Raw genomic sequence first — 25,707 nt, 5'->3', positions numbered from 1 at the left:
CGGTCGTCGGGGAAACGGGGGGGGGGCGGGCGCTGCGGCGTGCTCAGCCGGGCGCGCGCGGCGCGGGCTCGGGCAGCGGGGCCTGCGGCGGCCCCGGCTCGGCCAGCCACAGCAGCCACAGCAGGTCGCTGACCTGGAAGGGCCAGGCAAAGGGCCGGTCCGGGCGCAGCCAGGCGGCGCGCGCCCGGGCCACCCAGTCGACGGCCGAGCGGGTGTCGCCGCTGCAGTGCGCCGCCACCGCCGCGGCCGGCCACCAGAAGCCGGCCGGATCGACGTTGCGCCGCGGCCAGTCGGGCCAGCGCGCCGCCGCCTGGCTCCAGGCCGCGCGCGAGCGCTGCAGCGTCTGCGCCGAGGAGGCCGGGCCCCACAGCAGCGGCCAGGCCTGGGCCATCGCGTCCGGATACCAGCGCTGAAGGTCGGGCGCGCCGTCGCTGTCGCTGACCTTCCACAGCCCCGGGCGGGGCTGCCACAGTGCCTGCTCGATGCCGCGGCGCACCCGCTGCTCGCGCTCGCGGCTGAGCTGCGCCACCGCCGGCTGGGCCCAGACGCCCTGCTGGATCTCGGCCAGCGCCCGCCAGCCGGCGGCCACCTCGGCGGCGTCCATCAGGTAGCCGACGCGGTGGTCGAGCTTCGCGATGGTCAGGCCGCTGGGCTGCTGCAGGGTGGCCAGCGTGGCCGCGGCGCGGTCGAAGGCCTTCTGCATCGCCGCGTCGCGCAGCAGATCGGCGTTGCCGCCGTGGCGCAGGTAGGCCTGCGCGAGCAGGAACATCGACGCGATCGTGCTGTCGGTGGCATCGATCTGGCGGCAGTGGCGCGGGTCGATGTCGGGCGGGCACAGCGTCATCTCGCGGCCGTCGGCGCTGATCCAGCGGTCGAAGAGCACGCCGCGGTCGCTGCCCTCGACCGGCAGGTGGCGCACCTGCCAGCGCAGCCAGCGGCCGGCCTCCTCGCGCAGCGTCGGGTCGATGCGCAGCGCGCCGATCAGGCCGAGGTTGGCCTCGTAGGCGGCGATGTGGTGCCAGGCGCGGCCGCTGGCATCGACATGCGCGGGCGAGAGCGTGCGCCGGATCGCGCCGTCGCTGGTCTGGCCGGGCGCGCGCACCACCAGCCGGCGCATCATCAGCACCGCGGCGTCGCGGAAGGCCGGGTCGACCAGGCTGCCGGTCGGGCAGGTGCTGTCGAACGGGGCCTGCATGCCCTGGGGGCGCGCCTGCAGCGGCGCCAGCGCGATGCCCAGCCCCAGCAGCGCCAGCGCGCCGCGGCGGATCGCGGTCCGTGCGGCGCGGCTCATCGGCGGCCTCCCGGCGCCAGCCGGTCGAGCGTGCGCGCATTGGCCAGGCCCATCGCCCAGCCGTAGATCGCCACGAAGCCGATGATCGACACCATCACGCCGAACAGCAGGTGCAGCAGCGGCATCGCCAGCACGCCGGCGTGGTGCAGCACCAGCGCGTGGCTCGCGTACAGCAGCGGCGCCAGCAGCAGCAGCCAGGCCCAGGTCAGCAGCGTCGCCAGCGGCCGCACCCAGGCGGCGACGTCGAACAGCCACAGCGTGGGCAGATGGATCCACGGCGTCATCAGCATCAGCACCCAGCACTGCTGCAGGCCGTTGGCGACATGCTCGCGCACCGTGTGCGGGAAGCTCGCCGGCCAGAGCTGGAAGAACAGCACCGTGGCGCCGTGGATGATCGCGGCCATGCGCAGCAGGTACATCGCCGGCCGGCCGGCGTCCGGCAGCAGTCCGGCGCCCCACCACAGCGCGACGACGCCGATCGCGTTGAAGGCCAGCACCCGCTGCGAGGGCGTGTCGACGAAGAGGTCGATCGACGGCGCGGCGATCAGGAAGGGCAGGTCCACCGGCTGCAGCGGCGCGGCGAAGCGCCCGGGCAGCTCGAGCCGCGTCAGCCACCACAGCAGCTGCTGGCTCCACAGCTCCGCCACCGTCTCGCGCAGCAGCAGCAGCGCCCCCGTCATCAGCACCGCCAGCAGCAGGGCCACCGCCAGCCGGTGGCGTGGCAGCTTCAGGCCCCAGATCGAGCGGTGCATCGCGATGCGGCCGCCGCGGTGGCCGTGGTGCTGCAGCTCGCCGAGCACCGAGTGCTGCAGGCTGTGGCGGAAGGGATTGGGCATCGTGGCTCCCGGCCTCACATCTGCATGAACACGCCGCCGCCCAGCGTGGTGCGGCGGTAGCTCGGATTGCGGTAGCTCTCGGCACGCAGCACCACGCCCCAGTCGGGCGCGATCCACCAGCGCCAGTCGGCGCCGACGGTGGTGCTGGCGAAGTCGACCGGCTGCGCGGTGTCGCCCAGCACCAGCCAGGCCTCGCGGCCCCGCGAGACGCGCAGCGCCAGGGTCTGCACGCCCGGCACGCCCAGCGTCACCGCCAGCCAGGGCATGGTCGAGCCGACGTTGCCCGGGCGGCTGCGGTTGAGGGTCGCGCCCAGCTCGAAGACCGCGAAGTGGTTGGCGTAGTAGTTCGCCGAGATCTTCAGGCCGCTGTCGCTGCGGCCGGCGTCGAAGCGGGCGTGGTAGCCGCCCAGCGTGGTGATCCAGCGTCGCTCGGCGCCCCACTTGCGCGAGACCGCGGCATCGACGCGCGAGCGGTTCCAGTTCGGTCCGCCCCAGCCGCCGGCCAGCGCGGCGCTGGCGAACCAGTCCTCGTCGATCGTGCGCGTCGCGCCGGCCGAGGCCACGCCGCCGCGGGCGTCGAACTTGCGCTCGCCCAGCAGCTCGGCGTTGACCACCGTGCCCGTGCCGAAGGCCCAGCTGCCGCGCAGGTGGGCGCTGCCGCCGTCGGGCAGGCCGGCGCTGTAGCGGCTGGCGCTGCCGCCGATCTCGATCAGGTCGCCCGCGGCGGCCGGCAGCGCCGACGCGGCGGCCAACAGGCCGGCCAGCAGCGGCCGGACCGGGCGGGGAAGGAAAGTCTTCATCGTCAGGGTCATCGGGTTGCCGGCGGCGCGTCTCACAGGCCGGCTCGCAGGCCGAGGTCGCGCTGCAGCACGTCGGCGATCTGCCGCGAGGTCGTGCCGTCGCCGAAGGGGTTGGTGGCGTCGCGCATGCGCTGCAGGCCGGCGCCGTCCGGCTCGGCCAGCAGGCCCGAGACGGTCGAGACGATGCGCTCGCGGTCGGTGCCGACGATCAGGCCGGCGCCGGCGTCGATCAGCTCGGGGCGCTCTGTGGTGTTGCGCAGCACCAGCACCGGGCAGGACAGCGCCGCGCCTTCCTCCTGGATGCCGCCGGAGTCGGTCAGCGCCAGCACGCTGCGGTGCAGGCACCACAGCAGCGCTGGGTAGTCGAGCGGCTCGCACAGCGTCAGTCGCCCTTCCAGCGCCGGCACCTTGGCGGCCAGCTCGGCGTGGACCGCGTCGCGCACCGCCGGGTTGCCGTGCACCGGCCAGACCACGGCGACGTCCGGGTGCGCCTCCAGCAGCTGCGCCACCGCCTGCGCGATCGAGGCGATGCCCTCGCCCCAGTTCTCGCGCCGGTGCGCGGTCACGGTGATCAGGCGCCACTTCGCCAGCGCCAGGCCCTGGCGCAGCGGATCGAGCGCGGCCGGCAGCACGGTGGCCCCTTCGGCCAGCAGCGCGTCCACCCGCGCGGTGCCCTGCAGCGCCGCGTCCACCGCCGTGTTGCCCACGACGTGCACGCCGGCGCGGATGCCCTCGCGCTCCAGGTTGCCGGCCGCGCGCGAGGTCGGCGAGAAGTGCCAGCGCGACAGCCGCGCGGTCAGCTCGCGGTTCATCTCCTCGGGGAAGGGCTCGCGGTGGTTGAAGGTGCGCAGACCCGCCTCGACATGGCCGACCGGCACGCCCTGGTAGAAGGCCGCCTGCGCCGAGGCCAGCGTGCTGGTGGTGTCGCCATGCACCAGCACCGCGGCCGGGCGGGTGCGCTCGAACACGGCGGCCAGCCCCTCGAGCAGCAGCGCGTTCAGGTGCGAGAGCTCGCCGCTGCGGCGCTCCAGCGTGACCTCGTGCTCCGGCTCGATGCCGAAGAACTCGTAGAGCGGCTGCGCCATCTCGCGGTGCTGGCCGGTGTGCACCCAGGCCACCGGCAGGCCGCGGCGGCGCAGCTCGGCATGCAGCGGCGCCATCTTGATGATCTCGGGACGGGTGCCGACGGAGATGAGGATCGGTGCGGTCATGTCGTGGGGGTCTTTCATCGTGGGATCGGGGACGTCAGGTCGGCGTGCTCGCGGCGGAGGCCGGGGAGGGCGCCGAGGAGGGTGTCAGGGTCGGTGTCGGGGCGGGCGCGGTGGCGTCGGGCCCCGGATCCGCGGGCAGGGCCGGCACGACCGCCTCGGGCGCGAGCCGCAGCTGCAGCGCGATGCCGCGGCCGGCACGCACCCGCCAGGCGGCGCCCTGGCGCTCGATCTGCGCGCTGCCGCTGAGCAGCACCGGCGGCTGCGGGAAGCGCGCCACCGGCAGCAGCCAGGTCATGCCCTCGAGGGATTCGGGGTGGCGCGCCTGCAGCAGCCACTGCGAGCCCTCGGCACGCACCGACCAGACGGTGTGCAGCCGGCGGTTGGCGAAGCGGCTGTACTGGTCCATCGTCGTCCAGCGCAGCCGGCCGGCCTCGGTCAGCGCGCGGCTGTGCGCCAGCCATTCGCGGAAGGCCTGCGGGTACATCACCAGCCCGAAGGGGTGGAAATAGACCAGCCTGAGCGTGCCCTGGTCGGCGCAGAAGTCCGACACCTCGTCGAGCCAGTCGGCGACGACCTGCTCGGGCGCGCCGCTGGCGCGTGCCTCCTCGAACGAGGCGTGGATGCCGAAGCTCAGCACCGGATAGCTCCAGATGTCGGGCCGCGGGCGCAGGCCGTCCTGGAAGCTGCGCGTCGGCGCCATGCCGGTGTCGCCGGTGAAGTAGTAGGAGCGGATCTCGCGCTGGCGCAGCCAGCCCGTCACCCAGGCCGGGTGGTTGCCCACCGGCGCGGAGTACTCGCGCACCGGCCGGCCCGAGACCTGCGACAGCAGCAGCGAGTTGCGGTCGATCATCGCGGCGGCGGCCTCGCGCTCGATCGTGCCGACATGGGTGCCGAACCAGTTGTGGATCCAGCCGCCGTGGCTGCCGATCTCGTGGCCCTGCGCGGCCAGGCGCCGCACCCAGTCCTGCGCCTGCGGGTTGCCGGCCAGGTCCATGCCGCGGCCGTCGCCGGGCTGGTCGACGTCCGGGCCGACCGTCAGGTGGATCGAGAACGGGCCCAGGCCGCGCTCGAAGGCGCCGAGCTCGGCGGCGCGCTCGAGCGCCGGCAGCGCCTTGCGGTCGTCGATGTGCCAGTTCATCACCACCGCACCGATGCCGTCGGGCATCGGCGAGAGCTGCGGCAGCCCGGCCAGGTCGCGCGCGAAATGCTGCAGGAAGCCGCTGAGCAGCATGCCGTCGGTGGCCAGCTTGAGCCGGGTCAGCGGCAGGTTGACGAACAGCACCTGCCCGGCGCCGACGCGGCGCTCGCCGGCGACCAGGCTGCCGTCGGGCGCGCGCATCAGCACCGCGCCGTCATAGGCACCGCGGGTCACGAAGCTGGCGTAGCGCATGCGCCCGTAGCGGTAGCCCGCCAGCACCGGCAGCAGCTCGCCGTCGGGGCCGGGATCGGGGCGGTGGCGGCTGTAGGGCAGGTCGCCCGCGCCGCGCACCAGCTTGCCCGGCGGCAGGCCGAGCAGGCCGATGCGCTGGGGCGGCACCTGCACCTCGGCCTCGCGCAGCATGCCGGTGCCGAGCTCGCGGTACAGCGCGTAGTCCACGCCGGCCAGGTCCGACAGCCGCGAGCGCTCGTCGCTGTAGCGGCCGTCGACGTCCTGCAGGCCCGCGTCATGCACCAGCATCAGTCGGTCGCCGGCGCGCACCCGCTCGCGCAGCGTCTGCACCAGCGCGTCGCCGAGGCGGCGGTGCAGCGTGTCGGGCAGGATCAGCGCGTCGCCGCGGCCGCCGTCGCGCTGGCGCATCAGCGCCGAGGCGCGGATCGGCTCGAGCGGCAGGCCGAGCTCCTCGGCCGCGTTCTGCCAGACCGCCTGCGGGGCCGGATCGTCCTCCGGGGCATCGGGCAGCACCAGCAGCAGCCGCGGCAGCGCCGGGCCGCCCGGCGCCGGATCGCGCAGGAACCAGGCCGCGGCCGCGGTCGCCGCGACCAGCACCAGCACGGTGGCGGCCTGGCGCCAGTTCAGTCGGGGCGCGCTCATGCCGAGGCCCTCCCGGGCAGCGGCGCCAGCGGCGTGCGCTCGTCGAGCGTGTCCGTGCCGTCGTCGTCCAGCGCGGTGCGCTCGTGTGCCGCGCCCTCGGTCTCGACCTGCAGCATCGCCGGCGCGTCGCCGCTGCGTCCGGCCCAGACGGTGCCGTGAACCACCACGCCGAGCGCGACCTCGACATGCGGCGCGCAGACGGTGGCCGGCCGCCCGGGCGCACCGACGATGCAGCCCGGGCCGAGCACCACCGCCGTCTCCGACATCACCGAGCCGCCGACATGGCTGCCCGCGCCCAGCACGATCTCGCCCGGCGCCACCAGCGTGCCCTCGACGCGCGCGCCGGCGCCGAGCGCCAGGTCGCCGTAGGCCTTCAGGCTGCCGTGAACGAGGCTGCGTGCGCCGATCTCCAGGTCGCCCTGGCAGACCAGGTCGCCGTCGTGGTGGCTGCGCGGCGGCAGCGCCAGCGAGCCGGTGGCCAGGCCGCGCCGGGCGATGCTGTCCCAGCGCACCGGCTCGTCGTAGCCGATCACCACCGGACCCGGCGGCGAGGTGTCGATGCCGACGCGCTGGCTGCCGGCCCAGACGGTGCCGTGCACCACCACGCCCTTGCCGATGTCGACCCGGGGCGCGCGCACCGTCGCGTGCATGCCGGGGCGGCCGACCACGCTGCCGGCGCCCAGCACGATCGCGCTCTCGGAGATCAGCGAGCCCTGCACCTCGGCGCCGGCGGCCAGGTAGATCTCGCCGGCCGCGGCCAGGCCGCCGGCCAGCACCGCGCCGGCGCCGATCTGGATCGTGCCGCTGGCGCGCAGCCGGCCCTGGCCGCGGCAGCCCTCGCCGATCGAGACATGGCCGTCGCAGTCGATGTCGCCGTCCCAGTGGCGCAGCGCCGCGGCGACCAGCATGCCCTCGACGCGCGCGGGCTGTCCGGGCGCTCCGGCGCGCAGCCCGTCGCCGGGGCCGAGCGCGGCGGGCAGGCCGTCGCGGTCGGCGGGCTGGCGCGCGTCGACCGCTCCGGCGAAGCGGATCACCGGCGCGTGCAGCAGCGAGAAGCTGACCTCGCGGCCCAGCAGCAGCGACTGCGTCGCGCTGGTGCGCCCGGCCAGCACCGCGCGGTCGCCGACGACCACCCGGCCGCCATGCGCCCAGCGCAGCACCCGCACCCGCTCGGGCAGCAGCAGCGCGGTGTGCGCCCGCAGCGCGCGATAGGTGTGGCCGGCGGCCGCCTGCATCGTGCCGGCGCAGGAGATCTCCGCCAGGCCATGCAGCCGCTCGGGCAGCCGGCAGTCGCCGTCGCTGTGCCAGATGCGCCGGCTGCGGCCGCTGCGCACCTCGCGCTCGTCGAGCGGCCAGGGGGCGTGCGCCGCCGTCTCGGGCAGGTGCACCAGCGGCACGCCGCCGAGCTCGATCAGGCCGCGCTCGATCGCGTCGTCGAGCCGTGCGCCGAAGCGCCGGGCCATGTAGTCGGGCTCGAGCGCGTCGGCCTCGTCGATCGGCAGCGGCGTGACGTCGCTCGGGCGGCGCCATTCCTGCAGCGCCGGCAGCAGCGGCAGGACGATGACCAGCAGCGTCAGCGCCACGAGCAGCAGGGTGATCTTCATCGCGGAGCTCCTGTCGGGCCGGCGGTCTCGGCGCCGGCGGCCGCGCGCGGCGAGGCGGCGCGGTAGCGCGCCGTCTTGTCCCATTTCAGCTGCGGCGTGCCGAGCCGGTCGAGCACGACCTGCTCGAGCACGCCGCGCGAGATCGCCACCGCGCTGACGATGAAGCCGAGCCAGTTGAAGGCCAGCAGCCGCACCCGGTTGCCCGAGCGGTCCATGTGCGTGGCCGCGGCGATCTCGTAGAAGGCGGCGAAGTTGCCCAGCGCGCCCTGGGCCATGAAGCCCATCACCAGCAGCGCCGGCGCGCTCCACTCGATCGAGACGGTGAAGTACATCAGCAGGCTCACCAGCCAGCCCAGCAGCAGCACCGGCGCCATCATGTACACGCCCAGCAGCAGCGCGCCGTCGATGCGCTCGCGCCAGCTCAGGTCGGTCTGCGCCAGGCAGCCCGCGGTGTGGCGCCACATCGCCTGGTTGTGGCCCTTGGCCCAGCGCTTGATCTGGCGCGTGCGCACCGCCCAGTTCTGCGGCACCTCCTCGTAGCACTCGGCGCGGTTCTGGTAGATGGTCTTCCAGCCGCCCAGCAGCAGCCGGTAGGTCAGGTCGGTGTCCTCGGCCAGCACGTCGTCGTGCCAGCCGCCGACCGAGCGCAGCGCCGCCAGCCGGATGCCGCCCACCGTGCCGCCGTACTGCGGCACCAGCCCGAGGTTCATGCGCGCCTGCTGGTCGACCTGGTAGCCGCCGGAGCGCTCCAGGTCCAGCAGCCGGGTCAGCAGGTTGGCGCCGCAGTTCTGCGGCACCACCCGGCCCATCACCGCGCCGACCTCCGGGTCGAAGAAGGGCGCCATCAGCCGCCGGATCAGCCCGCGCGAGGGCAGGTAGTCGGCGTCGAAGACGATGATGAAGTCGGTGTCCACCGTCTCGGTGGCGTCCTTCAGCGCCGCGGCCTTGCCCGGCTTGCCGTCGGTGCGGTGGAAGGGACGGATGCGGCCGGGATAGCGCTCGACGACCTCGTCGATGATCTCGCGGGTGCGGTCCTTCGAGCGGTCGTTGACCGGCACGACCAGCATGCGCTCGGCCGGATAGTCCACGCCCATCAGGTTGACCAGGCAGTCCTCGATGACCGCCTCCTCGTTGTGCGCGGCCACGAAGATCGTCACCCGCGGCCAGTCGGCGCTGACCAGGCTGGCGTAGGGGTGGCGCTGGCGGCCGAACATGCGGTTCAGCGTGAAGCCGTAGTGGCGCACCGTGTAGACGGCCATCATCGCGACGATCAGCAGCATCAGCGCCAGCAGCGTCCAGCCCCAGGCCGGGCCGAGCAGGCTGCCGACCGACAGCGACCAGCCTTCCCCGGCGGCCCGGGCGGGCGGAAGCGCGGCCAGCAGCAGGGCGGCGGCGGCGAAAGGTCGACGTGGCCGGCACGCACGAGGGGCCGGAGCGCGGGTGTGGGTCATCATCGGGACGGCAGGGCCGGTGTGTCCGGCTCGGATCGGAGGTCGGGTGGCGTCGCCCGGCGGGGCCGTGCGAAGGTTTCTGTTTGTAAGAATAAGCTCAAAAGAGTATCAGTTTGTTATCACTCTCCGGCTGTTAAGGCTCCGCAGGCGACCGAAGCTGAAAGACAGGGGGGCAATGCCGTCCATATCGCCGGATCGGCGTGGGGTCTTGAGCCTGGGGTCAGGGGGAGCCGGGGCGGGCGCAGGGCCTCTGGTGCGCTGCGGTTTCAGTTCGGGCGAGGCCGGCCGACAATCCAGCGGTGAGTCGCCCTCTGCCGTCCGATGTCCCGTCCGTCCTCCCGCTGTCGCGCCTGTCCGGCGCAGGGGTGATGCCGCTGCTGGTGCTGCTGTGCGGCGCGGCGCTGTCGCTGGGGGCGTGGTGGACGCTGGCACGGGCGCGCCAGGCGGCCGACGAGCGTCATCTGGAGGCCGATCTGCGGGTGCACCACGAGCGCCTGCTGCGTGATGCCGAGCGCCTGATGATGGTCGCGAGCAGCTTCCAGGGCCTCTACCTGGCCAGCCAGGAGGTCTCCGGCCGCGAGTTCGCCGCCCATTTCGACATCCTGCGCATCCAGGCGACGATGCCCGAGGTGCTGGCGGTGCGCTACGAGCCGGTCCTGCCGGTCGATCCCGGCCGGCCGGGCCTGCGCTACGGGCCGGCGCTGCACGAGCGTCCGGCCGGGCTGCAGGCGCTGCCCGGCACCCCCGACGAGGCGACCGAGGCCCCGGCGCGGCAGGTCGCGCGCGACCTCGACCTGGTGCGGCTGGAGCCGCCGGCGGCGCGGCCGGACGGTCGGGTGCTGCTGCATGTCGAGGCGCCGGTCTACGGCGGCGGCGAGGGCGATCCGGGCACGCCCGAGCTGCGCCGGCGCCTGCATGTCGGGCGCGTCCATGTCGTGGCCGATGCGCAGCGGCTGCTGGGCTTTCGGCCGCTGCCGTCGCCGGCCGGCGCCGACCTGCTGCGCCTGGACGATCTCGGACCGGCGGGCACGCCGCCGCAGGCGCCGCAGCGCCTCGCGCAGGCCGGCGAGGCCGTCGGGGCGCGGCGGCTGCTCGGAGAGAAGATGATCGAGGTCGGACAGCGGCGCTGGCGGCTGGGCCTGGAGCGCGGTCTGGCGCCGGCCGGCCTGGCCGGGGCGCCGCTGCTGGCCGGGCTGGCCGGCCTGCTGCTGACGCTGGTGGCCGCGCGCCTGGTCCAGCGGCTGCAGCAGCGTGCCGACCGCAGCGAGGCCGAATGTCGCCGGCTCGGCGAGATCGGCCAGCATGCCGCCGCGACGATGCAGCGCATCGCCCGCCACGACGCGCTGACCGGCCTGCCCAACCGCGAGGCCTTCCAGGAGCATCTGGCCGAGCGGCTGGGCTGCTGGGCCGGCCCGGACGAGCAGTCCGGCCTGCTGGCGCTGCTGCTGCTCGACCTGGACCGCTTCCAGACCATCAATGCCACGCTCGGGCTGGAGGCGGGCGACCAGGTGCTGCTGCAGGTCGGCGAGCGCCTGCGCGAGCAGGGCGGGGGGCGCGCGCTGATCGCCCGGCTCGGCGGCGACGAGTTCGCGCTGCTGCTGGAGGGCCTGCCCGACGAGGCCAGCGTCGAGGCGCTGGCGCAGCAGCTGCTGCACGCGCTGTCGCAGCCGCTGCAGGTCGACGGGCATGCGCTGCGGCCCGGCGCCAGCATCGGCATCGCCTGCATCGCCAGCGGCGCGCCGGCGGCCGCGCTCGACGATCCGGCGCTGATGACCCGCGCCGACGCGGCGCTGCACCAGGCCAAGCGCGACGGCGGCGCCCAGCACCGCATGCACCGCACCGCCGCCCCCTCGGCCGAGGATGCGGACCTGCTGCAGCTCGAGGCCGATCTGCACCATGCGCTGGCCCGCGGCGAGCTCGAGCTGCATTTCCAGCCCCAGTTCGACGCGCGCACGCTGAGCGTGGTCGGCGCCGAGGCGCTGCTGCGCTGGCGCCATCCGGTGCACGGCATGGTGCGCCCGGACCGCTTCATCCCGCTGGCCGAGGCGTCCGGCCTGATCGTGCCGATCGGTCGCTGGGTGCTCGACGAGGCCTGCCGCCAGGCGCAGCAGTGGTCGGCGCTGGCCGGGCGCGAGATCGACGTCGCGGTCAATGTCTCGGCCCGGCAGATGATCGACGACCACCTGCCCGGCGAGGTGGCCGAGGCGCTGCGGCGCCATGGCCTGGCGCCGCGGCGCCTCGAGCTCGAGATCACCGAGGGCATCGCGGTGCGCGACGTCGACCAGGCCCGCGGGCTGCTCGAGCGGCTGCATGCGCTGGGCGTCGGCGTCGCGATCGACGACTTCGGCGTCGGGCATTCCAGCCTGGCCTATCTGCGCGACCTGCCGGTGCGGCGCTTCAAGATCGATCGCGGCTTCCTGCGCGGCGTGCCGGCCGATGCCGGCGGCGCGCGGCTGGTCGCCGCGATGGTGTCGATGGCGCGGGGGCTGGAGGTCGGCGTCGTCGCCGAGGGCGTCGAGCGCATCGAGCAGCTCGACTTCCTGGTCGAGCAGGGCTGCGAGGTGGTGCAGGGCTTCCTGCTCGGGCGCCCGCTGCCGGCCGACGACTTCCTCCATCGCCTGCTCGACGATGCCTTCGGGCACCGCGGCCGCTCCTGAGCGGACGTGTCATGGACACGTCGGAGTTGCGACAGATCGTCATTCCCTGAAACGAGGGGTGACGGCCGTGCATTTTTCCTGATCAGGCGGGACCGCGTGCACTGCAACCCCCTCATTCAAGGGGTGATCGGAAAGAATCCACGCCAATTTTGCCGGTACGGTTCATCCCAGGGGAACACGGCACCTGCCCCGATCGAGAGCTCCTCCGATGAGCCTGCAGGTGCCTGCGCAACGACCTGAGGACCGATCATGACGAGCACGAAGACAAGCAAGAAGATGGCGCTGGCGGCGATGCTGCTGGCCTCGGCCCTGGCGCTGCCGGCCCTCGCGCAGACCCGCCATGCCGCGACGATCACGCTCGACGGCAACTGGTACCTGCAGGCCGGACAGGTGCTGAACCAGTCCTCCGACGGCATCGCGCTGACCGGATTCTGGTATTCGATGGGCGCGCCGCAGGCCGGCAGCGCGGTGTGGGAGCGCTACGAGAGCGGCAGCCAGGCGCTGGATCCACTGGCCGGCTCCGACACGCACTACTCGACCGCCTACTGGGGCGGCCTGAACCTGGATCCGGGCCGGATGCTGCGCTTCGGCGGGCTGGACCTGGACCGCGTCGAGACCACCGCGCCGCTGTCGATCGACAACCAGTCGATCGACAGCGGGGGCGGCTCGCTGGCGCATGCCTATGTCGAGGTGATGTTCAGCGACGGGCTGCGCGGCCGGGTCGCGCTGGCGCAATGGTCCTGGGAGCGCACCCAGGTGCTGACGATCGACGTGCCGGCCGCACCGGTGCCCGAGCCGGCGCCGGCGGCGATGCTGGGCGCCGGCGTGCTGGCGCTGGCCGCCGGCGCGCGCCGGCGTGCCGCCTCAGGCGCTGGCGACTGAGGTCGGCGCGAACTGCTCCCAGGCCTGCAGCGCCTCGGCGCAGTACATCAGCGACGGCCCGCCGCCCATGTAGACCGCCACGCCGAGCATTTCCTCGAACTCGGCGCGCGTGGTGCCCAGGCGGATCAGCGCCTTGACGTGGAAGCCGATGCAGCCGGCGCAGCGCTGGCTGACCGCGATCGCGGTGGCGATCAGCTCCTTGTGCTTCTCCGACAGCGCGCCGTCGGCCATCGAGGCCGCGGCCATCGCGCCGAAGCCCTGCATCGTGCCCTTCTGGTTCTGGCGGAAGCCGGCGAGCTGGCGGCTGATGTCGCGGGTGAGGTCGGGATAGTGGGTCTCGGACATGGCGGGCGGGGAACCGGCGCGGCGGTTTCTGGGGTTGATATACCTGTCATGGTATGTGGAGGGCGTTGACCGGCCTTGATGACGGTCAAGGCGGTCGAATCCGTCGCCGCCTGTGGCCTTCGGCGATGCGGCTGGCGGTGCGGGCCGGACTGCGGCGACAATGGAGGGTTTCCCCTTCGCCCCGCCAGATCCGCCGAGAGGGCCCGACCCGTGACCGCCTCCACCCTGACCGCGCCGCCCAGCCCCCCGAAGCTGCTGAACCAGTACCGTCCGTACTGGCCGAAACGCTTCGGCACCGCGCCCTTCCTGCCGATGAGCCGCGCCGAGATGGACCAGCTCGGCTGGGATTCCTGCGACGTCATCATCGTGACGGGCGATGCCTATGTCGACCATCCGAGCTTCGGCATGGCGGTGATCGGCCGCACGCTCGAGGCCCAGGGATTCCGCGTCGGCATCATCGCGCAGCCCGACTGGAACTCGGCCGAGCCCTTCCGGGCGCTGGGCCGCCCGAACCTGTTCTTCGGCGTCGCCGCCGGGAACATGGATTCGATGATCAACCACTACACCGCCGACCGGAAGATCCGCTCGGACGACGCCTACACGCCCGGCGGCGTGGCGGGCAAGCGCCCGGACCGCGCCACGCTGGTCTACACCCAGCGCTGCCGCGAGGCCTTCAAGGACGTGCCGGTGATCGCCGGCGGCATCGAGGCGTCCTTGCGCCGCATCGCGCACTACGACTACTGGCAGGACAAGGTGCGCCGCTCGATCCTGGTCGACGCCAAGGCCGACCTGCTGCTCTACGGCAACGCCGAGCGCGCCATCGTCGAGATCGCGCACCGCCTGGCCGCGCGCGAGCCGGTCGAGCGCATCACCGACGTGCGCGGCACCGCCTTCCTGCGCCGCACCGACGACCCCAGTGCCGCCGGCTGGTTCGAGCTGGACTCGACCGAGGTCGACCGCCCGGGCCGCATCGACGCCTTCATCAACCCGTACCAGACCACCGAGGAGCAGGCGGCCGAGCAGGGCACGACCTGCGCGAAGGAGTCCGGCGGGGTTCCGGCGGCCGACGGCGCGCAGCCGATCCGCATCGTGCCGTCGGCGCGGGCGCTGTCGGGCCGCATCCAGCTGCCGCCGCGCGAGCGCACCGTGATCCGGCTGCCGTCCTACGAGCAGGTCAAGTCCGACCCGGTGCTCTACGCCCACGCCAGCCGGGTGCTGCACCTGGAGACCAACCCCGGCAATGCCCGCGCGCTGGTGCAGCGCCACGGCGAGCGCGACGTCTGGATCAACCCGCCGCCGATCCCGCTGACGATGGCCGAGATGGACCAGGTCTTCGACCTGCCCTACGCGCGCAGCCCGCACCCGAGCTATGCCGACGAGACGGGCGGCCATGACGGCGCGACCAAGATCCCGGCCTGGGAGATGATCCGCTTCTCGGTCAACATCATGCGCGGCTGCTTCGGCGGCTGCACCTTCTGCTCGATCACCGAGCACGAGGGCCGCATCATCCAGAGCCGCTCGGAGGACTCGATCATCCGCGAGGTCGAGGAGATCCGCGACAAGGTCAAGGGCTTCACCGGCGTGGTGTCCGACCTCGGCGGCCCGACGGCCAACATGTACCGGCTGGGCTGCTGGTCGCCGCAGATCGAGGCGGCGTGCCGCAAGCCGTCCTGCGTCTACCCGGACATCTGCACCAACCTGCGCACCGACCACGCGCCGCTGATCCGCATCTACAAGCGCGCGCGCAACCTCAAGGGCATCAAGAAGATCCTGATCGGCTCGGGGCTGCGCTACGACCTGGCGGTGAAGTCGCCCGAGTACATCCGCGAGCTGGTGACGCACCACGTCGGCGGCTACCTGAAGATCGCGCCCGAGCACACCGAGAGCGGGCCGCTGTCGAAGATGATGAAGCCGGGCATCGGCACCTACGACCGCTTCAAGGCGCTGTTCGAGAAGTTCAGCGAGGAGGCGGGCAAGAAGCAGTTCCTGATCCCGTACTTCATCGCCGCCCACCCCGGCACCCGCGACGAGGACATGATGAACCTCGCGCTGTGGCTGAAGGAGAACGGCTTCCGCGCCGACCAGGTGCAGACCTTCTACCCGAGCCCGATGGCCACCGCGACGGCGATGTACCACTCCGGCCTGAACCCGCTCAAGGGCATCAGCCGCGACGCCGCGCGCGCCGAGAATGTCGACATCGTGCGCGGCGAGCGCCGTCGCCGGCTGCACAAGGCCTTCCTGCGCTACCACGACCCGAACAACTGGCCGCTGCTGCGCGAGGCGCTGAAGGAGATGGGCCGCGCCGACCTGATCGGCAACGGCAAGCATCACCTGATCCCGACCTTCCAGCCCGCCACCGACGGCAGCTACCAGAGCGCGCGGCGCAAGAACTCGACACCGGTCGGCGTCAAGGCGGCGCCGAACCGGCCGGTGGCCAAGGCGGGCGCGAAGAGCGGCGCCGCGCCGTCGGGGCCGAAGATCCTCGTGCCGGGCAGCCGGGGACAGGCTGCGCCCGCGGCCAAGGCGGTCAAGGCGGCCAAGGCCGCGCCGAAGCCCGGCACGATCCTGACCCAGCACACCGGCCTGCCGCCGCGTGCCACCGGCGCGGCCAAGCGCCGGCCGCGCTGAGATCGCCGGGCCTTGCCGGCCGCCCGGTCCGCGACGTTCAGCCCTTGACCAGTCCGGTCATCGTCACCACGTCGAAGTGGCTGCCCTTGACCGTCTTCAGCTCGGTGACGAGGCGGCTGTTGTTCCAGCGCTCGTCGGGCGCGCCGCTCAGGTAGAAGGCGCTGCCGTGGTCGGCGACGAGCATGCCGTAGGTCTTCAGCGCGGTCAGGATGGCCTTGGCCTCGTTGCTGAAGGTGGTCGGGATCACGAAGGTCGACTTCAGGCGCAGCCGCGCGCCCATCGGCGGCAGCGCGGTGCTGGTGCTGCTGGAGGCCCAGTGCGTCGCCGGCGGCACATAGGCCTTGCGGGTCTTCGGCACGGTGAAGCGCAGAGCGTGGCGGATGCCGCCGGCGCCGCGGCTGGCCTCGTCGTAGCGCACCAGGCCCGGCAGGATCGGCAGGCCGGCGGCGCAGGCGCTGGTCCAGCCGGCCTTGGCGGCCGGGCGGATCGTCAGGCTGTCGAGGCTGAAGACCGCGCCGCAGTCGGCCGACCAGCTGCCGTCGGCATTGGGAAAGGCGCGGTAGAGCTCGTACAGGCGGTTGTTGTCGCGGTCGACGACGATGACATGGCGGTCGCCGTCGCTGGCCGAGCCGCCCTCGATCGGCGCGGTGCGCGGCACGGGGTAGGGGCCCGGCTCGCTTTCCTCGGGCGTCGAGGTGAAGCGGATCGTCACCCTGGCCTGGCTGCCCGAGACCACCACGTAGGGAATGCCGATCGGGCCGCCGTCCCAGAGCCCCGCGCCGAAGTCCGGGCGCAGGCTGGCGGTGCTGCCGATGCTGGCGATGATCGCCGCCGAGTTCGGGTCGATGCTGGCGCTGGTGATCGCGGTGTTGAGCGCATGTCCGGCCGGAAAGGCGATCGCGCCGTTCAGCGAGGCGTTGTTGCCGAGCGTGGCGCCGCGCAGGTTGCCGTAGACCGGCGTGACGGTGGTCTGCGCCTCGGCGCGGGCCGGCCACAGGCCGGGCGCGCTGCCCAGCGCGGCCAGCGCCACCAGCAGCTGGCGCCGCTGCGAGGCGGTGTGCGTCAGGGCTTCGACAGGGCCGACGGCGATCGGGGCATCGGTCGGGGCGACGGAGGTGGGGGCGGTGTTCTTCATCATGGAAATCATTGTTCCGGCACCCGCCGCAAGTGTCTGTGTTCATGGCGTCGGGGCCGGTAAGGACCGTTTCCCGGTCGCACAATCCGCCACTGGCGCGTATCAGAGAGAACCAAGACGTGTTTTTCGTTTTTCGGGCCGTCTTCCAGGCCTTCGAGCGGCTGGTCGACCCGTTTCCTGCCGAGGAGATCGCTCCGCCGCGGCCCCGGCTGTGGCGCTTCGTCTGGGACAGCAGCGCCGGCATGCGCGGCCACATCCTGGCGATGGCGCTGTGCACCGCGCTGATCGGCGCCTTCGAGGCCTGGATGTTCGGGGCGCTCGGCGGCCTGGTCGACACGCTCGGGCGGGCCGATCCGGCGCGGCTGTGGTCCACCCACCGCGCCGAGCTGATGCTGCTGCTGGCGGTCGTGCTGGGCAGCGTGGCGCTGGTGGCGCTGCAGACGATGCTCAAGCACCAGTCGCTGGCCGGCAGCTTCCCGATGCGGCTGCGCTGGAACTTCCACCGGCTGATGCTCGGCCAGAGTCTGGCCTTCTATCAGGACGAGTTCGCCGGCCGCGTCGCCGCCAAGGTGATGCAGACCGCGCTGGCGGTGCGCGACACCACCTTCATCCTGACCGACATCCTGGTCTTCGTGACGATCTACTTCGTGACGATGACGCTGCTGGCCGGCGGGCTGGACCGCTGGCTGCTGCTGCCCTTCGTCGCCTGGCTGCTGCTGTATGCGAGCTCGGTGGCCTGGTTCGTGCCGCGGCTGGCGCGGGTCGGGCGCGCGCAGGCGGACGCACGCTCGCTGATGACCGGCCGGGTCAGCGACGCCTACACCAACATCGCCACCGTCAAGCTGTTCTCGCACGCGCGGCGCGAGGCCGACTTCGCCCGCGGCGCGATGGGCGACTTCCTGGTCACGGTGCACCGGCAGATGCGCCTGGTCAGCCTGTTCGAGATCGTCAACCACCTGCTGAGCATGGGCCTGATCGCCGCCACCGCCGGCATGACGCTGTGGCTGTGGAGCCAGGGCCAGGTCGGCATCGGCGCGGTGGCGGCGGCCACCGCGATGGCGCTGCGCCTGAACGGCATGTCGCACTGGGTGATGTGGGAGATGACCGGCCTGTTCGAGCACATCGGCACGGTGCAGGACGGCCTGGCGACGCTGTCGCAGCCGCGCCGGGTGGTCGACCGTCCGGACGCGGCCACGCTGGCGGTGCCGCGCGGCGAGATCCGCTTCGAGCGCGTCAGCTTCGGCTACGGCGAGCCGGGGCAGGGCGAGCCGCTGATCCGCGACATGGACCTGCACATCCGTCCGGGCGAGCGCATCGGCCTGGTCGGGCGCTCCGGCGCGGGCAAGTCGACGCTGACCAGCCTGCTGCTGCGCTTCCACGACCTGCACGGCGGGCGCATCCTGGTCGACGGCCAGGACATCGCCGCGGTCACGCAGGACAGCCTGCGCGCGCAGATCGGCATGGTCACGCAGGACACCTCGCTGCTGCACCGCTCGGTGCGCGACAACATCCTGTACGGCCGCCCGGACGCGGGCGACGCCGAGATGATCGAGGCCGCGTGCCGCGCCGAGGCCGACGGCTTCATCCGCCAGCTCTCCGACCCGTCCGGGCGCAGCGGCTACGACGCGCAGGTCGGCGAGCGCGGCGTCAAGCTCTCGGGCGGGCAGCGCCAGCGCATCGCCATCGCGCGGGTGATCCTGAAGGACGCGCCGATCCTGCTGCTCGACGAGGCCACCAGCGCGCTCGACTCCGAGGTCGAGGCGGCGATCCAGGCCAGCCTGGATACGCTGATGCAGGGCAAGACGGTGGTGGCGATCGCGCACCGGCTATCGACCATCGCGGCGATGGACCGGCTGGTCGTGCTCGACCGCGGCCGCATCGTCGAGCAGGGCGACCACGCCACGCTGCTGGCGCAGGGCGGGCTGTATGCGCGGCTCTGGGCACGCCAGAGCGGTGGATTTATCGGCGAGGATGAAACTGGATGTATCGAACAACCGGATTTATCCGGTAATTCGGCCTCAAGTTCTGGCTAACGCGGTCGGTCGGACGCATGGCCCGTGGGTACACTCTTTCCCGCAGGATTCTTCATAAATCACTAACCGAACGGTACCGCCGCCTCGCTCTCCAATGGCCGCACGATCCCCGGCAACTCCCTCGACCCAGTTCGACCTGAAGAGCGCCTCGCTGGCGCTGGTCGCGCTGGTGCTGCGCACCACCCGGCTGGAAGAGCTGGAGGCGCAGTTCGAGGCACGCATCGCGCCTTCGGCCGACTTCTTCAACCGCGATCCGGTCGTCATCGACCTGACGCATGTGCGCGAGCAGGCCGAGCCGCTCGACTTCGCCGGCCTGGCCGAGCTGCTGCGGCGCTACAGCATGGTGCCGGTGGCGGTGCGCTCGGGCTCGCCCGAGCAGATCGAGGCGGCGCTGGCCGCCGGCCTGTGCGAGGCGCCGGCCGCTCCGGCCGACCTGCCGCATGTCCGGGTCGAGCCGCCGGCGCCCGAGCCCGAACCGGCGCCTGAACCCGAGCCCGAGCTGCCGCCGGAGCCGGTCGCTGTCTCGGGCGACGACGGTGCCGGCGAGGACGAGGGGGCGCTGCCGTCGGTGACGGCGATGCTGGTGGTCGACCGGCCGCTGCGCTCGGGCCAGCAGGTCTACGCGAAGAACGCCGACCTGGTGGTGCTGGCGCTGGTCAGCCACGGCGCCGAGGTGATCGCCGACGGCAGCATCCATGTGTATGCGCCGCTGCGCGGCAAGGCCATCGCCGGCGCGACCGGCGACATCAGCGCGCGCATCTTCTCGACCTGCATGGAGCCGGAGCTGATCTCGGTGGCCGGCATCTACCAGACCACCGACCCGCCGCTGCCGGTCGAGGTGCGCGGCAAGGCCGCACAGGTCCGGCTCGACGGCGACACGCTGGTCATCGAGGCCATCAAGGCCTGAAGCCCGCAGGGCTGCAGGCAGGACAACGACAACAGACAAAGACGAAGAAAGGACCACGACGGATGGCCAGGATCATCGTAGTGACCTCCGGCAAGGGTGGAGTCGGCAAGACCACGACCAGCGCGAGCTTCGCCTCGGGGCTGGCGATGCGGGGGCACAAGACGGCCGTGATCGACTTCGACGTCGGTCTGCGCAACCTCGACCTGATCATGGGCTGCGAGCGTCGGGTCGTGTACGACCTGATCAACGTGATCAACGGCGAGGTCAATCTCCACCAGGCGCTGATCAAGGACAAGCACTGCGAGCACCTCTACGTGCTGGCGGCCTCGCAGACCCGCGACAAGGAGGCCCTCAACAAGGAGGGCGTCGGCCGCGTCTTCCAGGAGCTGGCCGAGCAGGGCTTCGAGTACATCGTCTGCGACTCGCCCGCGGGCATCGAGACCGGCGCGATGATGGCGATGCACTTCGCCGACGAGGCCCTGGTGGTGACCAATCCCGAGGTGTCCTCGGTGCGCGACTCGGACCGCATCCTGGGCATGCTCAGCTCGAAGACGCTGCGCGCGATCGAGGGTCGCGAGCCGGTCAAGGAGCACCTGCTGATCACCCGCTACAACCCGAGCCGGGTGCAGGGCGGCGAGATGCTGTCGCTGGCCGACATCAACGAGATCCTGCGCATCACGCTGATCGGCGTGGTGCCGGAGTCCGAGGTGGTGCTGCAGGCCTCCAACCAGGGCGTGCCGGTGATCCACATGAACGGCAGCGACGCCTCCGAGGCCTACAAGGACGTCGTGGCGCGCTTCCTCGGCGAGGACAAGCCGATGCGCTTCATCGACGTGGTCAAGCCGGGCTTCTTCAAGCGGCTGTTCGGCGCGAGGTGACCCGATGGGGTTTCTTTCCTTCATGCTCGGCGAGAAGCAGAAGTCCGCGACGGTGGCCAAGGAGCGGCTGCAGATCATCCTGGCCCACGAACGCAGCTCGCGCAGCTCCAGCCCCGACTACCTGCCGGCGCTGCAGCGCGAGCTGCTGGCGGTGGTGACCAAGTACGTCGCGATCCACCCGAACGACGTCAAGGTCCACCTCGAGCGCCATGACAACCTCGAGGTGCTCGAGGTCAAGATCGAGCTGCCCGAGTCGCCTCAGCGCTGAGCGCCGGCCTGGCAGCGCAGAACCGTGCCGACGCCGCGTCGTCCGCACGGTGTCCAGGCCTGCAGGTCGGGATGCGGCGTGCCCTGCAGGTCGAGGTCGGCCTGCACCGTGTCCCAGTCGCGCACGCCCTGCGCGTCCACCGTCATGCGCAGCAGCCAGCCGCGGCGCGCCGGCGCGAAGTCCTCGAAGCCGTCGAAGACGAAGTTGCCCAGGCTCCAGACCACCGGCCGTCCGGCCACCAGGTCGGCGCCCTGGGTGACATGCGGGTGGCCGCCGACCACCGCGTCCGCGCCGGCCTCGATCATGCGCCGCGCCAGGCGGCGCTGACGCTCGCCCGCTTCCGGCTCGCGCTCCCAGCCCCAGTGCATGAAGGGAATCACCACGTCGGCGCCGGCCTGGCGCGCGGCGCGGATGTCGGCCACCACCTGCAGGTCGTCGCTCCAGGCCACGCCGGGCGTGGACGGGCCGGCGCGGAAGCTGCGCGGCTTGAACTCGTCGTAGGCCAGCAGCGCGATGCGCAGCCCGGCGCGCTCGATCCACAGCGGCCGGTGCGCCTCGCGCAGGTCGCGCCCGCCGCCGAAGGGCGCGATGCCGGCCGCGCGCACCCGCTCCAGCGTCTCGACGAAGGCGGCCGGGCCCTGGTCGCCGGCGTGGTTGTTGGCCACCGACAGCGCGTCGAAGCGGCCCTGCAGCACCCGCACCACCGCCGGGTCGGCGCGGAAGCTGAAGATCTTGTTCGGCAGCGGCGTGCCGCCGGCGGCGATCGGGCACTCGAGGTTGCCGATGCGCACGTCGGCCTGGCGCAGCAGCGCGTCGAAGGGCGCCAGCGGATCGCCGCCCGCCGCGATCAGCCGGCCCGGCCCGTCGTCGAGCATCAGGTCGCCGGCGAAGACCAGGCGCACCGTGGCGTCGGCGGCCGGTCGGCGGCCCGTTCGCGCCGGCTGAGGGCGAGGCGCCGCCGGCAGCGGCGTGGCGGTGCGTTCGCAGGCGTACTGCAGCTCGCCGTCGCGCAGCGGCTCGTGCACCCGCTGCCAGCCGGTGAAGCCGCCGTCGGCCGCGCGTGCCGAGGCACGCTCCGGCAGCCGGAAGCGGCCCTGGTGCAGCGGCAGCGGCGACCGGTCGGCATCGCGGTCGGCATCGGTGTCGACGCGCAGCTCGACCGTGCGGCCGTCGCGCTGCAGCACCGCACGCCACAGGAAGTAGGAGCCGACCGGCTGCGCCGGCGTGCCCAGCGCATCGGCGCGCTCGTCGAGCTCGACGACGCGGGTCTCGCCGCCGTAGTCGACATGGCAGCGCACCAGCGCCCCGGCGCCGGCCGCCGCGGGCAGCAGCAGTGCCGCCATCAGCGCCGCCCACCGGGCGCCCGGCCGGCTGCTGCGGCGCGATACCGGGCTCGGCATCGGCACAAGCGTGGTACGTCGGCGGATAATGGCGTCGGTCATGAAATCCGTCATGAAGTCACCGAGGTCGTCAGGGAGAGTCGGCAGTGAAGGAACGAGAACAGGGCACATCGCGGCGGCGCCCGTCTGCAGGGCGCCGGGATCCGGGGGACAGCTCCTACCAGGCCTGGCAGCGGGTGCAGCCGGTCTCGACGGCCGACGTGCCCGCCTGGCTGCGCATCTTCGCATCGCTGCTGCTGGTCGTGCTGGCCGGGGTCGTCGGCTGGCTGGGCTGGAGGGCCTGGCAGCGCGGCGGCGAGCTGCCGCTGCCGATGCAGCTCGAGCCCACCCGGGCCGGCGTGCCGGCCTCGGCGCCTGCTTCTGCCGTGGTTCGGAGCGTGGCCCGATGAGCCGCTCGCGCCGGATCGTGCGCGCCGGCGCCGGCCTGGGTGCGCTGCTGCTGGCCCTGGGTCTGGTCGCCTGCGACGCGCGTCGCGACGAGCGGCTGCAGCCGGGCACGGCCACCGAGGTCGACGTGCTGCGCGAGCTGGGCACGCCGCTCGACATCCACCGTCAGCCCGACGGCACGCGTGTTCTCGAGTTCTCCGGCCAGCCCGAGGGCACGACCAACCATTTCGCGACGATCGGCGCCGATGGCCGCCTGGTCGCGCTGCGCCAGACGCTGCAGCCGGAGACCTTCGCCCAGGTGCATCCGGGCATGACGGTCGAGCAGGTGCAGGCGCTGCTGGGCCGTCCGGCGCTGAAGGACGCCTATGCGCTGAAGAAGGAGGAGGTCTGGGACTGGCGCTGGCGCGACGGACCGACCCGCAAGGTCTTCCGGGTGACCTTCGACTTCGACGGCCGCGTGACCGGCGCCGCGGCGCTCGACGATCCGCGCGACCTGTACCGCTGATCCGCCGTCCCGGCGGTCCGCGGCGCGCGAGCGGCGGAACTACAGCGCCGGTGCGGCCGAGGCGGCGGCGGGTGCGGCCGTCAGCGCCGGTGGCTCGGCGGCGGTCTGCAGCGCCGCCGGGCCGGGCGGCGCGAAGCCGATGCGCGGGGCCTCGCCGTCGGCCTGCTCGCTGTAGCGCCAGGTCTCGCCCTGGCGCACCAGGCCCGGAGGCGGCTGCGGCGGCCACACCGGCACCTCCGCCAGCACGCCGGCCATGTAGGCGCTCCAGATCTCGCGCGCACGCACGACCGCCACCGGCTGCGGCACCAGCGCGGCCGGCCCCGCCGTGCCGTCCGGCCCGATCCAGGCCACCGCCGCGACCTGGCTGTGCACGCCGGCGAACCAGCTGTCGCCGCTGCCGGCGAGGCTGCAGCCCTGGCCAAGCAGGTCGGCGCGCAGCGGCGGCGCGGTCTCGCTGTCCGGCAGGGCCGTGGGGCCGGCGCCGGAGAGCATCGTGCCGAGCAGGAAGATGTTGCGCGGCTCGACCGCCGGCCGGTCGGGATCGTGGGGCGGCAGCGGCGGCGGGCGGTAGATCACCACGCCGGTGGCGTCGGTGACCCGGTCGATCAGCACCGGCGTGACCGGATCGGCGCCTGCACGCGCCAGCACCGTCCAGGCCCGTGCCAGCTCCAGCGGCGTGGTGGTGGCCGAGCCGTCGAGCAGCTCGGCGGCGTCGGCCGGCATCCGGCCGGCATCGAAGCCGTAGCGCATCAGCCAGCCCGGCAGCCGCTCGGCACCCAGATGCTGCGCCAGGCGCAGCGCGGCGCGCGGGTGGCTGGCGCGCAGCAGATCGGCCGGCGCGATGCCGGGATCGGCCGGCGCGCTGGCGGCGGGGCCGGCCGCGGTCACGGTGAGCTCGCTGCCCAGGCTGGCGTCGCTGATGCGGGCATCGGGCGTCACGCCGGACGCCAGCGCGGCCGACAGCACGAAGGGGCGCAGCATCAGCCCGGCCGGCCGGCGCGCGCCGGTCGCGTGATCGGTGCCGGCGCGGCCCGGATCGAAGCCGCCGACCAGGGCGCGCACCCGTCCGCTGGCAGTGTCGAGCGCGACGAAGGCGCCCTCGACCTGCGGCCACTGCGCGACGCTCCACTGCAGCCGTCCGCCGATCTCGCGCCGCTCCAGGCGCACCACCGCGCCGCGGCGCACCGCCAGCGCGTCCGGGGCCTGGGGCTGCAGCGCCGCATGGATGCGCTGCACGCCCTCGGCGCCGAGCTCGACCGCCTCGCCGCTGGCCAGGCGCGCGCTCAGGCCGTCGGCGCGCGTGGCGGTGACCAGCGCGACGCGCAGGTCCTCGTCGTCGGCGTGGTCGCGCAGCAGCTGCGAGGCGGCCTGGCCGAGCGCGGCCGGCGCGACCTCGGGCAGCGTCTCGTGGCCTTCCGGACCGCGCCAGGGCTGCTGGCGCTCGTGCTCGAGCAGGCTGCGGCGCAGCGCCGCATGGGCGGCGCGCTGCTCGGCGGCGGTCACGGTGGTGTAGATGCGGTAGCCCTGCGTGTAGACCGACTCGCCCAGCCGCGCCACGACCTGGCGGCGCACCAGCTCGGCCAGGTGCTCGGCATGGACCTCGGCCTGCAGCGGCAGGCGGATCGCCAGCGGCTCGGCCTCGGCCTCGGCGCGGGCGACCGCGTCGATCAGGCCGGCCTGCTGCATGCGCTGCAGCACCAGGCGCTGGCGGGCCCGCGCGCGGGCCGGATTGACGACCGGATTGGCGTAGGACGGGTTCTGCGGCAGCCCGGCCAGCATCGCGGTCTCGGCCAGCGTCAGCGCCTGCAGCGGCTTGCCGAAGTAGGTCCGCGCCGCCGCGGCGAAGCCGTAGCTGCGCTGGCCGAGGTAGATCTGGTTCATGTACAGCTCGAGAATGCGGGCCTTGTCGAGCCGGTGCTCGATCTGCAAGGCCAGCAGCGCCTCGCGCAGCTTGCGCTCGAGCGTGCGGTTCGGCGTCAGGAAGAAGGTGCGCGCGACCTGCTGCGTGATGGTCGAGCCGCCCTGGCGCAGGCCGTCGCCGACGAGGTTGGCGCGCAGCGCGCGGGCGATGCCGATCAGGTCGACGCCGGGATGACGCTCGAAGCGGCGGTCCTCGACCGCCAGCACCGCCTGGCGCAGCAGCGGCGGAATGCGCTCGATCGGCACGAACTCGCGGTGCTCCTCGCCGAACTGGGTGATCGGCACGCCGTCGAGCGTGTAGACCTGCAGCGGCTGGCGCGGCTGGTAGTCGAGCACCCGGTCGAGCGGCGGCAGCTGCGGCCACAGCCGGGCCAGCGCGACCGCCAGCGCCGCGCCACCGGCCAGCATCAGGACCAGCAGCAGCGTCAGTGTGACGCGCAGGGCTTTCGGGCAGGACAGGACGACGGACTTCTTCGTCACGAAAGGCACTCGGGATCGCAGGGCGGGGTCGGGAACCTACTGTAACCCCGCGGCATG

Annotated in this window: 20 protein-coding genes; 9 read left to right on the top strand and 11 right to left on the bottom strand. The window is 73.2% G+C overall.

What is annotated here, in order from left to right; genetic code table 11:
* Nucleotides 1-43 precede the first annotated feature (43 nt).
* The 7 genes from HNQ01_RS06025 to HNQ01_RS05995 are packed head-to-tail and all read right to left on the bottom strand — an operon-like array spanning nucleotide 44 to nucleotide 9,225.
* Nucleotides 44-1,291, bottom strand: a complete 1,248-nt coding sequence (locus HNQ01_RS06025) for a hypothetical protein (RefSeq protein ID WP_173804469.1) — start codon at nucleotides 1,289-1,291, stop codon at nucleotides 44-46.
* Nucleotides 1,288-2,127, bottom strand: a complete 840-nt coding sequence (locus tag HNQ01_RS06020) for a hypothetical protein (protein ID WP_173804468.1) — start codon at nucleotides 2,125-2,127, stop codon at nucleotides 1,288-1,290. The genes HNQ01_RS06025 and HNQ01_RS06020 overlap by 4 nt, the downstream gene beginning before the upstream one ends.
* A 14-nt stretch (nucleotides 2,128-2,141) precedes the next feature.
* Nucleotides 2,142-2,927 (bottom strand): YaiO family outer membrane beta-barrel protein, encoded by a 786-nt coding sequence (locus tag HNQ01_RS06015; protein ID WP_173804467.1) that lies wholly within the window; start codon nucleotides 2,925-2,927, stop codon nucleotides 2,142-2,144.
* Nucleotides 2,928-2,959: 32 nt separating this feature from the next.
* Entirely contained in the window at nucleotides 2,960-4,156 is a 1,197-nt protein-coding gene (gene wecB / locus HNQ01_RS06010) for a non-hydrolyzing UDP-N-acetylglucosamine 2-epimerase (RefSeq protein ID WP_286180519.1), read from the bottom strand.
* Between the two features lie 16 nt (nucleotides 4,157-4,172).
* Nucleotides 4,173-6,170 (bottom strand): polysaccharide deacetylase family protein, encoded by a 1,998-nt coding sequence (locus tag HNQ01_RS06005; RefSeq protein WP_173804466.1) that lies wholly within the window; start codon nucleotides 6,168-6,170, stop codon nucleotides 4,173-4,175.
* Nucleotides 6,167-7,774 (bottom strand): bactofilin family protein, encoded by a 1,608-nt coding sequence (locus HNQ01_RS06000; protein ID WP_173804465.1) that lies wholly within the window; start codon nucleotides 7,772-7,774, stop codon nucleotides 6,167-6,169. Before HNQ01_RS06000 ends, HNQ01_RS06005 begins: the two co-directional genes overlap by 4 nt.
* Nucleotides 7,771-9,225 carry a glycosyltransferase family 2 protein gene (locus HNQ01_RS05995; RefSeq protein ID WP_286180518.1) on the bottom strand — a complete coding sequence of 485 codons (1,455 nt, stop codon included), beginning with the start codon at nucleotides 9,223-9,225 and terminating at the stop codon, nucleotides 7,771-7,773. Before HNQ01_RS05995 ends, HNQ01_RS06000 begins: the two co-directional genes overlap by 4 nt.
* A gap of 299 nt (nucleotides 9,226-9,524) precedes the next feature.
* Between HNQ01_RS05995 and HNQ01_RS22560 the strand changes: the two genes are divergently transcribed.
* Complete coding sequence (locus tag HNQ01_RS22560) at nucleotides 9,525-11,882, top strand: putative bifunctional diguanylate cyclase/phosphodiesterase (protein ID WP_173804463.1); 2,358 nt, start codon at nucleotides 9,525-9,527, stop codon at nucleotides 11,880-11,882.
* Nucleotides 11,883-12,131: 249 nt separating this feature from the next.
* Nucleotides 12,132-12,764 carry a hypothetical protein gene (locus tag HNQ01_RS05985; protein ID WP_173804462.1) on the top strand — a complete coding sequence of 211 codons (633 nt, stop codon included), beginning with the start codon at nucleotides 12,132-12,134 and terminating at the stop codon, nucleotides 12,762-12,764.
* Here the strand turns inward: HNQ01_RS05985 and HNQ01_RS05980 are convergent.
* Complete coding sequence (locus tag HNQ01_RS05980) at nucleotides 12,747-13,109, bottom strand: carboxymuconolactone decarboxylase family protein (RefSeq protein ID WP_173804461.1); 363 nt, start codon at nucleotides 13,107-13,109, stop codon at nucleotides 12,747-12,749. The genes HNQ01_RS05985 and HNQ01_RS05980 overlap by 18 nt on opposite strands.
* A gap of 210 nt (nucleotides 13,110-13,319) precedes the next feature.
* Here HNQ01_RS05980 and HNQ01_RS05975 point away from each other — a divergent pair, with 210 nt between their 5' ends.
* The gene (locus HNQ01_RS05975) at nucleotides 13,320-15,737 is read left to right on the top strand and encodes a YgiQ family radical SAM protein (protein ID WP_173804460.1); all 2,418 of its coding nucleotides are present in this window, start codon (nucleotides 13,320-13,322) and stop codon (nucleotides 15,735-15,737) included.
* Nucleotides 15,738-15,774: 37 nt separating this feature from the next.
* On the opposite strand, the gene HNQ01_RS22350 is transcribed toward HNQ01_RS05975, so the two are convergent.
* Complete coding sequence (locus HNQ01_RS22350) at nucleotides 15,775-16,872, bottom strand: hypothetical protein (protein WP_173804459.1); 1,098 nt, start codon at nucleotides 16,870-16,872, stop codon at nucleotides 15,775-15,777.
* 119 nt (nucleotides 16,873-16,991) lie between these two features.
* Between HNQ01_RS22350 and HNQ01_RS05965 the strand changes: the two genes are divergently transcribed.
* The 4 genes from HNQ01_RS05965 to minE all read left to right on the top strand — a co-directional run bounded on the left by HNQ01_RS05965 (nucleotide 16,992) and on the right by minE (nucleotide 20,958).
* On the top strand, nucleotides 16,992-18,905 hold the full coding sequence (locus HNQ01_RS05965; RefSeq protein ID WP_353621640.1) for an ABC transporter ATP-binding protein: 1,914 nt from the start codon (nucleotides 16,992-16,994) through the stop codon (nucleotides 18,903-18,905).
* 94 nt (nucleotides 18,906-18,999) lie between these two features.
* Nucleotides 19,000-19,812 (top strand): septum site-determining protein MinC, encoded by an 813-nt coding sequence (gene minC, locus HNQ01_RS05960; protein WP_173804457.1) that lies wholly within the window; start codon nucleotides 19,000-19,002, stop codon nucleotides 19,810-19,812.
* Between the two features lie 62 nt (nucleotides 19,813-19,874).
* The gene (minD, locus tag HNQ01_RS05955; RefSeq protein ID WP_173804456.1) at nucleotides 19,875-20,690 is read left to right on the top strand and encodes a septum site-determining protein MinD; all 816 of its coding nucleotides are present in this window, start codon (nucleotides 19,875-19,877) and stop codon (nucleotides 20,688-20,690) included.
* Nucleotides 20,691-20,694: 4 nt separating this feature from the next.
* Complete coding sequence (gene minE / locus HNQ01_RS05950) at nucleotides 20,695-20,958, top strand: cell division topological specificity factor MinE (protein ID WP_037482075.1); 264 nt, start codon at nucleotides 20,695-20,697, stop codon at nucleotides 20,956-20,958.
* On the opposite strand, the gene HNQ01_RS05945 is transcribed toward minE, so the two are convergent.
* The gene (locus HNQ01_RS05945; protein ID WP_286180517.1) at nucleotides 20,949-22,358 is read right to left on the bottom strand and encodes a CapA family protein; all 1,410 of its coding nucleotides are present in this window, start codon (nucleotides 22,356-22,358) and stop codon (nucleotides 20,949-20,951) included. The two genes, minE and HNQ01_RS05945, sit on opposite strands and share 10 nt — an antisense overlap.
* Nucleotides 22,359-22,444: 86 nt before the next feature.
* On the opposite strand from HNQ01_RS05945, the gene HNQ01_RS05940 reads away from it, so the two are divergent.
* Nucleotides 22,445-22,747 carry a hypothetical protein gene (locus tag HNQ01_RS05940; RefSeq protein WP_173804455.1) on the top strand — a complete coding sequence of 101 codons (303 nt, stop codon included), beginning with the start codon at nucleotides 22,445-22,447 and terminating at the stop codon, nucleotides 22,745-22,747.
* Nucleotides 22,744-23,250 (top strand): outer membrane protein assembly factor BamE, encoded by a 507-nt coding sequence (gene bamE / locus HNQ01_RS05935; protein ID WP_173804454.1) that lies wholly within the window; start codon nucleotides 22,744-22,746, stop codon nucleotides 23,248-23,250. Before HNQ01_RS05940 ends, bamE begins: the two co-directional genes overlap by 4 nt.
* A gap of 39 nt (nucleotides 23,251-23,289) precedes the next feature.
* On the opposite strand, the gene HNQ01_RS05930 is transcribed toward bamE, so the two are convergent.
* The gene (locus HNQ01_RS05930; protein WP_173804453.1) at nucleotides 23,290-25,650 is read right to left on the bottom strand and encodes a transglycosylase domain-containing protein; all 2,361 of its coding nucleotides are present in this window, start codon (nucleotides 25,648-25,650) and stop codon (nucleotides 23,290-23,292) included.
* Nucleotides 25,651-25,707 lie beyond the last annotated feature (57 nt).

This window comes from Sphaerotilus uruguayifluvii (assembly GCF_013294065.1).
In the GTDB taxonomy this organism is placed as follows: Bacteria; Pseudomonadota; Gammaproteobacteria; order Burkholderiales; family Burkholderiaceae_C; genus Sphaerotilus; species Sphaerotilus uruguayifluvii.
This window is presented reverse-complemented; position numbering and strand designations above follow the sequence as displayed.

Bases quoted from the DNA above. Each gene is read 5' to 3' on its own strand.
- minE (WP_037482075.1), top strand. From the start codon at position 20,695: ATGGGGTTTCTTTCCTTCATGCTCGGCGAGAAGCAGAAGTCCGCGACG.
- HNQ01_RS22350 (WP_173804459.1), bottom strand. From the start codon at position 16,872: ATGAAGAACACCGCCCCCACCTCCGTCGCCCCGACCGATGCCCCGATC.
- HNQ01_RS05995 (WP_286180518.1), bottom strand. From the start codon at position 9,225: ATGACCCACACCCGCGCTCCGGCCCCTCGTGCGTGCCGGCCACGTCGA.
- HNQ01_RS05985 (WP_173804462.1), top strand. From the start codon at position 12,132: ATGACGAGCACGAAGACAAGCAAGAAGATGGCGCTGGCGGCGATGCTG.
- minD (WP_173804456.1), top strand. From the start codon at position 19,875: ATGGCCAGGATCATCGTAGTGACCTCCGGCAAGGGTGGAGTCGGCAAG.
- HNQ01_RS06005 (WP_173804466.1), bottom strand. From the start codon at position 6,170: ATGAGCGCGCCCCGACTGAACTGGCGCCAGGCCGCCACCGTGCTGGTG.
- HNQ01_RS05980 (WP_173804461.1), bottom strand. From the start codon at position 13,109: ATGTCCGAGACCCACTATCCCGACCTCACCCGCGACATCAGCCGCCAG.
- minC (WP_173804457.1), top strand. From the start codon at position 19,000: ATGGCCGCACGATCCCCGGCAACTCCCTCGACCCAGTTCGACCTGAAG.
- HNQ01_RS06020 (WP_173804468.1), bottom strand. From the start codon at position 2,127: ATGCCCAATCCCTTCCGCCACAGCCTGCAGCACTCGGTGCTCGGCGAG.
- HNQ01_RS06025 (WP_173804469.1), bottom strand. From the start codon at position 1,291: ATGAGCCGCGCCGCACGGACCGCGATCCGCCGCGGCGCGCTGGCGCTG.
- bamE (WP_173804454.1), top strand. From the start codon at position 22,744: ATGAGCCGCTCGCGCCGGATCGTGCGCGCCGGCGCCGGCCTGGGTGCG.
- HNQ01_RS06000 (WP_173804465.1), bottom strand. From the start codon at position 7,774: ATGAAGATCACCCTGCTGCTCGTGGCGCTGACGCTGCTGGTCATCGTC.
- HNQ01_RS05945 (WP_286180517.1), bottom strand. From the start codon at position 22,358: ATGCCGAGCCCGGTATCGCGCCGCAGCAGCCGGCCGGGCGCCCGGTGG.
- HNQ01_RS06015 (WP_173804467.1), bottom strand. From the start codon at position 2,927: ATGAAGACTTTCCTTCCCCGCCCGGTCCGGCCGCTGCTGGCCGGCCTG.
- wecB (WP_286180519.1), bottom strand. From the start codon at position 4,156: ATGAAAGACCCCCACGACATGACCGCACCGATCCTCATCTCCGTCGGC.